Consider the following 6,568-nt stretch of genomic DNA (forward strand, 5'->3'; position numbering starts at 1 on the left):
TATCCGGGGAAGGGGGCCGTGTTTGCCCTATTCGGGGGGAACGAGGTGTGGTTTTCCTGTGAAGTGGCTCAGTTGTGGCGCAATCCTGCCGCGTTTTCGGCGAAAGGGACCTTGGCCGTGAAAAAGTTGACGGTGCCAATCGTTTTACCGCTTTTTCTGTGACGGCGATCACTGTACCATCGCCGCCCGACCTGCCACCTGGCGCGCGGCTCCCTGCGTTCTGGTTGGCGTCACCCGATACTCGCTGTCACCCGGAACGTGAATGACCCCAGGATGGGACCCGCCACTAACCTGTAGGTTTGTGGTCTGCGTGTCGCGGGGTCGGCACCTCTCCCGCCCGCTCCCTGCGATGCCTGTCTGCAGACTTGCCGTATGAAACTTCTCTCTTCATAGGTGCAAGATGACGCTGTTATTGAGTCTGGTCGGTATGCTGGCCCTGATGTTTATCGCCTGGCTGGCCAGTGAAAACCGCCGTGCCATCCGCTGGCGGACCGTGCTGGGGGCCCTCGCCCTGCAAACCGGCTTTGCCGCCCTGGTGCTCTACTTTCCCCCCGGACAAATCATGCTCGGTGCCATGAGCAACGGCGTCTCCGCCCTGCTCGGCTTTGCCGACAGCGGCATCCGCTTCGTGTTTGGCGATCTGGCCAGCAACGGCTTCATCTTCGCCGTGCGGGTGCTGCCGCTGGTGATCTTCATCAGCGCGCTGATCGCCGTGCTCTATCACTTCGGCATCATGCAGTGGGTGATCCGGGTGCTGGGGGGCGGCATCCACCGCCTGCTCGGCACCAGCCGCGCCGAATCCCTGGTGGCCACCGGCAACATCTTCCTCTCTCAAGGGGAATCCCCGCTGCTGATCCGCCCCTTCCTGGCCGGCATGACCCGCTCCGAGCTGTTTGCCGTGATGACCTGCGGCATGGCCTCGGTGGCGGGCTCTGTGCTCGGTGGCTACGCAGGGCTGGGGGTGGATCTGAAATACCTGATTGCGGCCTCCTTCATGGCGGCGCCGGGGGGCCTCTTGATGGCCAAGCTGCTGGTGCCTGAGCAGCAGCAGGTGAACGATCAGGCCGAGATCACCCTCGACAAGAGCGACTACAGCAATGCCATCGACGCCCTGGCGGGTGGCGCCATGAGCGGCATGAAGATCGCGGTGGCCATCGGCACCATACTGCTGGCCTTTGTCAGCGTGATCACCATGATCAACGCTGGTCTCACCACGGTGGGTGAGTGGTTCGGTTGGGCCGATCTCTCCCTGCAGCAGCTGCTGGGCTATCTGTTTGCCCCGGTGGCCTGGCTTATCGGCGTGCCGGCCGGCGAGATGATGGCGGCAGGGTCACTCATCGGCCAGAAGGTGATCATGAACGAGTTCGTTGCCTACCTGGACTTTGCCAACATCAAGCAGGATCTCAGTGCCCACACCCAGATCATCATCACCTTCGCGCTGTGCGGTTTTGCCAACCTGGGCTCCATTGCGGTGCAGCTTGGCTCCATCGGCACCATGGCGCCGGAGCGCCGCCACGACGTGGCGAGCCTCGGCTTCAAGGCGGTGCTGGCGGCGACCCTGGCCAACCTGATGAGCGCCACCCTGGCGGGGCTGTTCGCCTCCCTCGGCTAAGCGACCCTTGCCCCCCATGCACACCCCGTCTCGCCACTGGCGCGGCGGGGTGTCGTCCATCTGGCGCCAGCCACTGACGCCTCGGCACAGAGTGGGCTCGACAGGGGCGGGCGCAGGCGGTAGCGTGATGGCGCGCGGCCAGCCCGCGCCCGTTCAGGCATTCATATAACAAGGAATCACACCATGACCCGTTTCTCTCGCGCATTGGCGCTCTCCCTGCTGCTGGCCGGCGCCGCGCCGGCGTTTGCCGCCGCTACCTATACCTCGGATCTGCTGCTGTCGGCGGACTTCAAGGCCCCCTGGGCCAAGGCGACCCAGGGCATCAAGAACCTGCCCAAGTGGGTGCGCAGCGGCAACGGTACCAGCTCCCCGCTCGAAGCCGTGGCCGGCACCCCCTATCAGAGCGGCTCGGTCTGTAAACCTCACGACTGCGCCAGCCACTACATGCAACTGCTGGTGGATGCCAAGGCCAAGCGGGTGTGGGGCGTGCTGATCGATCTGCCGGATAGCGACGCCGCTCGCGAAACCCCGTCCAAGTTTGCCCGCTACACCTGGCTCGGCCAGCCGGACAAGGAGATGCAGGCCGCCCTGATGAAACAGGTTGAGGCCGACCCCAACTGGCAGTAAGCATCGAAACGCAAAAACCTCTGCCCAGGCAGAGGTTTTTTTATGGCGAAGCGGTGATGGGGCAGGGCGCTAGCGGCTCAGGATCCGTACCGAGCGGATGCGATTGTTGAAGTCGGTCGCCTCCTGCTCGCCATCCTTGCGGGTGTAGTAGCCACCGCGAAAATCGGTCTCCTCGAAGAAGCGCACCACCCAGCCAGCCGGCACGGTGAAGGAGGAGATGCGGTTGGCAAAGCCGTAGCGGCCGAGATCCGCAATATCCCGGTCGATGCGCAGGGGCTCGCCGCTCTGGTGGGCACCGTCAAACACCAGCAGGGTGCTGGCATCGTCGCTCTCATCGAGTGTGGTGGTGATGCAGCTTGCCTTGGCCGCCTCGCAAAACAGGCTGTTGTTGCCTTGGCCCTGCTGACAGCGGCGGCTCACCTTCTGGCGCGCCAGCCACTCGCTGCGCCCCGCATCGGCATAGACGCTGTTGAAGGGGGTCAGGGTACAGATGTGGATACGCCCGCCGCCATTGCTTTGGCCGTTCACCAGGATCTGGGGATTGATAAGGATATCGGCGTGGGCCGCTGTGCTCAGGGTCAACAGCGCCAGCAGGACAAACAGCTTGTTCATGGATGAGATCTTGCCAGTTCAAGGGGCGGCAAGGATTGCCGAGACGCAGCCCAGATGCAAGAGGGGGCGGCGCCCGCTGCGACACGCCTTGCCCGCCATCGATGCAAAGATGCAGGGCCCAAAGCAGAACACCGGCGCAAGGCCGGTGTTCTGAACAGCATGGCGGCGGGCCCGGCGGGGCGCGCGGTCAGAGCGGCTTAGGCGTAGAAGGCCTCGACGGTGCCCTTGACGGTGATCAGCATGGGGTTGCCGTAGCGATCCTTGGCCTTGGGGGAGGGGATCTTCACCCAACCTTCGCTGATGCAGTACTCCTCGACATTGGTGCGCTCCTTGCCGTTCACGCGAATGCCGATCTCGTGCTGAAAGCACTCCGCCACATGGTGCGGGCTGCGCGGGTTGGCCGCCAGGCGGTCGGGCAGGGCCGGTTTGTTGTCGCTCATTTTATTTACCTGAGTGTGATAAAAAGTGGGTCATTGTAGGCAATGCCCGTCATGGGCTCAAGGTTGGGTTACGTCCCATGGGGGTGGACAAGGTTTGGCTATAGCTGCAGTTCGGGCAACAGCCCCGCCTGCTCCTGAAAATGGTGGCAACGGCGCTCAACGTCATCTTTATAGCGTGCCAGATAATCCAGCTCGGCGGGATGGTCTGTCTCGACCATGGCTATAGCGGCATCCAAATGGTGGAGGATGTCGCTGGCTATCTTCTGCAAGGTCTGTTGCAGTAGGCGTTCGGGCAGGTCACATGCCTCGGCCATTTCCAGCAACTGCCATGCGTTGATCGCCTCGGGAGCAAATTCGTCGCCTATGGCCATGGCCAGATGCTGGTTGAACTCGGGGTAAAGCCCCACATTGACCAGATCGTACCAAGGGGTGGGCGTCAGCCCTGCTTTTGATACGAAGAAGCTGTAGTTCTTGCCGTGGGCATCGTGATTGTTGACGCAGAGGTTGAAGAGCAGCCATTGCAGCATGTCCAGTCTGGCCTGCGCTGGATTGACGCAGAGAGCGCTAAGGCTGAACAGCCGTGGTAGGCTCACCCCTTCCCGAATATGGGCCACGTCCCGACTATCACCGAAGTTGCGTTCATATTTTCGGGCGACGGGGAACCCCAGCCCCTGACAGGCATCGATCATGTGGCGACGGCGGACCCTCATGCCATCCTCATCAAGACGACGGTCGAACCGTTCCACCAGCAAGCTTCTGTGGGACTTCTCACCCTGACCCACAGTATGCAGTTCGACCCGCGCCACCGGCATGCTAAGCTGTGCGGCCAGCTGCATGGTTACAAATTCATTGATCACCAGATGAGGGTGATGCTCGAACTTGAGGAGGTGGGTTGAACAGAGTTCACCTTCGCCAAATCCTAGCCTCCCCTCGAGTCGCAGCAGGTTGAGTTTGGCCTGCACACCCGCAACCGAGAGTCGGGGGCGGCCATCCCAGACTTCCAGTGGCCAAATCTCGGGTTGATCGAGGCGCAGCATCAACTCCTCTGGTGTGATGGGGCGAAACCGGGTGGGAATGTCGGGCTCTGCGGGTAGGGTGAAGGTGACAGCCCCGGATACATCACGGCCGATACCGTGGATCAGGGCAAAGAGATTGCTGCGCGAAACGGAGAGTACCTCAATCAGATGATCCAGCCCGCGATTTTCTGGCAGTAAGTTACCGAGATACGCCCGGATCTGAGCGCTGCTGGCCGAGCCATCCAACGCCAGTGGCGGTGAGAGTGGGAATCCGCGCGCTTGCCACTCTGGCAGATAGCCGAGCTGAAACGAATCCCGGTTGGAGTCATATTCGAGATGGCCGATCAGCTGATTACCCAGCCGAAGTTCCAGCCGATGGTGCTCAGAACCATTCATCATCACCGACCTCTGGTTGGCTGTAGCTGCTCATTACCTGTGATCCCGCTTCTTGCACCAGTTGCAACCTCAGTCCCAGCGCCTTCATCACCTGCAGCAGGGTCGAGAGGTAGACATCCCCCCCTTTTTCAATCTTGATCAGGGTTTTCTTGGAGATGCCGCACAGTGAGGCCGTCACCTCTTGGGTCATCTTGGCTGCTTTGCGTCTCTCCCGTATCGCCAGTCCCAGCGAGGCGGGATCCAGTTCTTTCGTGCCGGTTGGCAACGGTGTATCTGTCATCATGATCACGGAAAAAGTGTAGGTTGTTACACCTTAGCTCATGGTAAGAGCAAACAGCAACAAAAAGTGTACGATGGTGCACTTTTTATAGTCTCAGCGTTGTTTTCGATAAAAAAGTGTAGAAGTGTTCACCTTTTAGAACAGAAAAGGTGGTTAGGGAGGGTCTGGGAGATGATAGAGGGGCCGGGAGGATGTTGTGTGCAGAGCCGCATTGCACTTCACCTTCACTTCACCGAGCGGGGGTAGGGTAGGCTTACGTCTTCAGTTGGAGCTTTATTCTATGCCCACCATAGTCACTCACGCCGCCGTCCCCCTCTGCCTAGGGCTCGGGCTTGGCAGCCGGATTATTCCGCCCCGCTTGCTGATGGTGGGGGTTGCCATCGCCATGCTGCCCGATGCCGATGTGCTCGCCTTCAAACTGGGGGTCGCCTACGGCCATGTCTTTGGCCACCGCGGCTTTACCCACTCACTGCTGTTTGCCTTTGCCCTGCCCACCCTTGCCATGCTGTTTCACCGCCAATTTCGGGCCAGCGCCGTCACCGTCTGGTCGTTTCTGCTGGTCTCTCTGCTCTCCCACAGCCTGCTCGATTCGCTTACTACCGGCGGCAAGGGGGTTGGCTGGCTCTGGCCGTGGCGTGACGAGCGCTTCTTCGCCCCCTGGCAGGTGATCCGGGTTGCCCCCTTCAAGCTGGAAGCCTATATCACCGCCCGAGGTGAGGCGGTGATTCTCTCAGGACTCTACTGGGTCTGGCTGCCGGGAATTATAGTTATGCTGGTGTTGATGGGGTGGCGGGGGTGGGGAAGGGGGCGGTAGGCGTGGGATTGGAATTGGGTGTTGGATATATGGTGACTGAGTAAAAAACCAATACTTGGACACCCATTTGTTGTGGTCTTGTCATGCAATGTCCTGCTCAGAAAGATGGGGGCCTCATTTTTACTCAGAACGGTGGGTGTCCCAATTTGGCATAGACCCCTGTGTTTCGCTCCGAGTAGCTCTCGTACACATGATCGAAGAGCGCCGAGCCAGGTCTCCATTCGCTCTTGGAGAGCGGCGTTGGGGTGAACTACCTGATGACGGGCTACTCAACATATTGTTCTTCGGTGAAGGCGTGGGTAGTCATTGTAAATCTGCGATCTCAGAGTTCAGGGTCACGCTCATGCGCGACTCCACCAACACCTCGGCGATCTTCTACGACTTGCCTTCGAGTATCTTGGCGCAAACGGCGTCGCTCTCGATCTTGTCTGCCACCGCCGATAATTTCGGAATTGCGCGCGAACCATTTACGAAGCCACGGAGGTTTGCGTATTTGGTGTCCCGTGCGACCTGTATCAACCGGTTCTTGTCGTCGGGCAATTGCGCATCGGTGGCCAGTGCCTTGACCAGCGCGTCCTGTACCGGCTTCAACTCCGAGCTCTGCCCGGTGAACTGGAGGAACTTCACTAAGAAATGCAGCGGCGTGGTGAAGGCTTGCGCCAGCAAGCGGCTCTTGTTGTCGGGCAATTGCGCATCGGTGGCCAGTGCCTTGACCAGCGCGTCCTGTACCGGCTTCAACTCCGAGCTCTGCCCGGTGAACTGGAGGAACTT

At 60.4% G+C, this 6,568-nt stretch carries 8 protein-coding genes (1 of these 8 running past the window's edge); 3 read left to right on the forward strand and 5 right to left on the reverse strand.

Annotated features, from left to right (window positions below):
* The first annotated feature begins 400 nt into the window (after positions 1 to 400).
* A complete protein-coding gene (locus PG897_RS13100) occupies positions 401 to 1,612 on the forward strand; it encodes a NupC/NupG family nucleoside CNT transporter (protein ID WP_201883850.1) in 1,212 nt (403 codons plus the stop codon).
* A 183-nt stretch (positions 1,613 to 1,795) separates the two neighbouring features.
* Positions 1,796 to 2,239, forward strand: coding sequence for an inhibitor of vertebrate lysozyme family protein (locus PG897_RS13105; protein ID WP_201883848.1), 444 nt, complete (start codon positions 1,796 to 1,798; stop codon positions 2,237 to 2,239).
* Between the two features lie 69 nt (positions 2,240 to 2,308).
* Here PG897_RS13105 and PG897_RS13110 read toward each other — a convergent pair whose 3' ends face one another.
* The 4 genes from PG897_RS13110 to PG897_RS13125 all read right to left on the reverse strand — a co-directional run bounded on the left by PG897_RS13110 (position 2,309) and on the right by PG897_RS13125 (position 4,986).
* Entirely contained in the window at positions 2,309 to 2,851 is a 543-nt protein-coding gene (locus PG897_RS13110) for a beta/gamma crystallin-related protein (RefSeq protein ID WP_270829090.1), read from the reverse strand.
* Positions 2,852 to 3,048: 197 nt separating this feature from the next.
* A complete protein-coding gene (locus tag PG897_RS13115; protein WP_005302916.1) occupies positions 3,049 to 3,291 on the reverse strand; it encodes a DUF3297 family protein in 243 nt (80 codons plus the stop codon).
* A 98-nt stretch (positions 3,292 to 3,389) separates the two neighbouring features.
* On the reverse strand, positions 3,390 to 4,706 hold the full coding sequence (locus PG897_RS13120; RefSeq protein WP_201883844.1) for a HipA domain-containing protein: 1,317 nt from the start codon (positions 4,704 to 4,706) through the stop codon (positions 3,390 to 3,392).
* On the reverse strand, positions 4,690 to 4,986 hold the full coding sequence (locus tag PG897_RS13125; protein ID WP_005302911.1) for a helix-turn-helix domain-containing protein: 297 nt from the start codon (positions 4,984 to 4,986) through the stop codon (positions 4,690 to 4,692). Before PG897_RS13125 ends, PG897_RS13120 begins: the two co-directional genes overlap by 17 nt.
* A gap of 277 nt (positions 4,987 to 5,263) precedes the next feature.
* Here PG897_RS13125 and PG897_RS13130 point away from each other — a divergent pair, with 277 nt between their 5' ends.
* Positions 5,264 to 5,797, forward strand: a complete 534-nt coding sequence (locus PG897_RS13130) for a metal-dependent hydrolase (protein ID WP_201883842.1) — start codon at positions 5,264 to 5,266, stop codon at positions 5,795 to 5,797.
* 375 nt (positions 5,798 to 6,172) lie between these two features.
* On the opposite strand, the gene PG897_RS13135 is transcribed toward PG897_RS13130, so the two are convergent.
* Positions 6,173 to 6,568, reverse strand: partial view of an SIR2 family protein gene (locus PG897_RS13135; protein WP_442866312.1) — the end only. 2,310 nt of this gene lie beyond the right edge of the window; the window shows 396 of its 2,706 coding nt (coding positions 2,311-2,706); the start codon falls outside the window, past its right edge; the stop codon is at positions 6,173 to 6,175.

The organism is Aeromonas sp. QDB20 (assembly GCF_027707805.1).
GTDB classification, from domain to species: Bacteria; Pseudomonadota; Gammaproteobacteria; order Enterobacterales; family Aeromonadaceae; genus Aeromonas; species Aeromonas dhakensis.

Coding starts and splice junctions, on each gene's coding strand:
- PG897_RS13130 (WP_201883842.1), top strand. CDS start 5,264: ATGCCCACCATAGTCACTCACGCCGCCGTCCCCCTCTGCCTAGGGCTC.
- PG897_RS13105 (WP_201883848.1), top strand. CDS start 1,796: ATGACCCGTTTCTCTCGCGCATTGGCGCTCTCCCTGCTGCTGGCCGGC.
- PG897_RS13125 (WP_005302911.1), bottom strand. CDS start 4,986: ATGATGACAGATACACCGTTGCCAACCGGCACGAAAGAACTGGATCCC.
- PG897_RS13115 (WP_005302916.1), bottom strand. CDS start 3,291: ATGAGCGACAACAAACCGGCCCTGCCCGACCGCCTGGCGGCCAACCCG.
- PG897_RS13120 (WP_201883844.1), bottom strand. CDS start 4,706: ATGATGAATGGTTCTGAGCACCATCGGCTGGAACTTCGGCTGGGTAAT.
- PG897_RS13110 (WP_270829090.1), bottom strand. CDS start 2,851: ATGAACAAGCTGTTTGTCCTGCTGGCGCTGTTGACCCTGAGCACAGCG.
- PG897_RS13100 (WP_201883850.1), top strand. CDS start 401: ATGACGCTGTTATTGAGTCTGGTCGGTATGCTGGCCCTGATGTTTATC.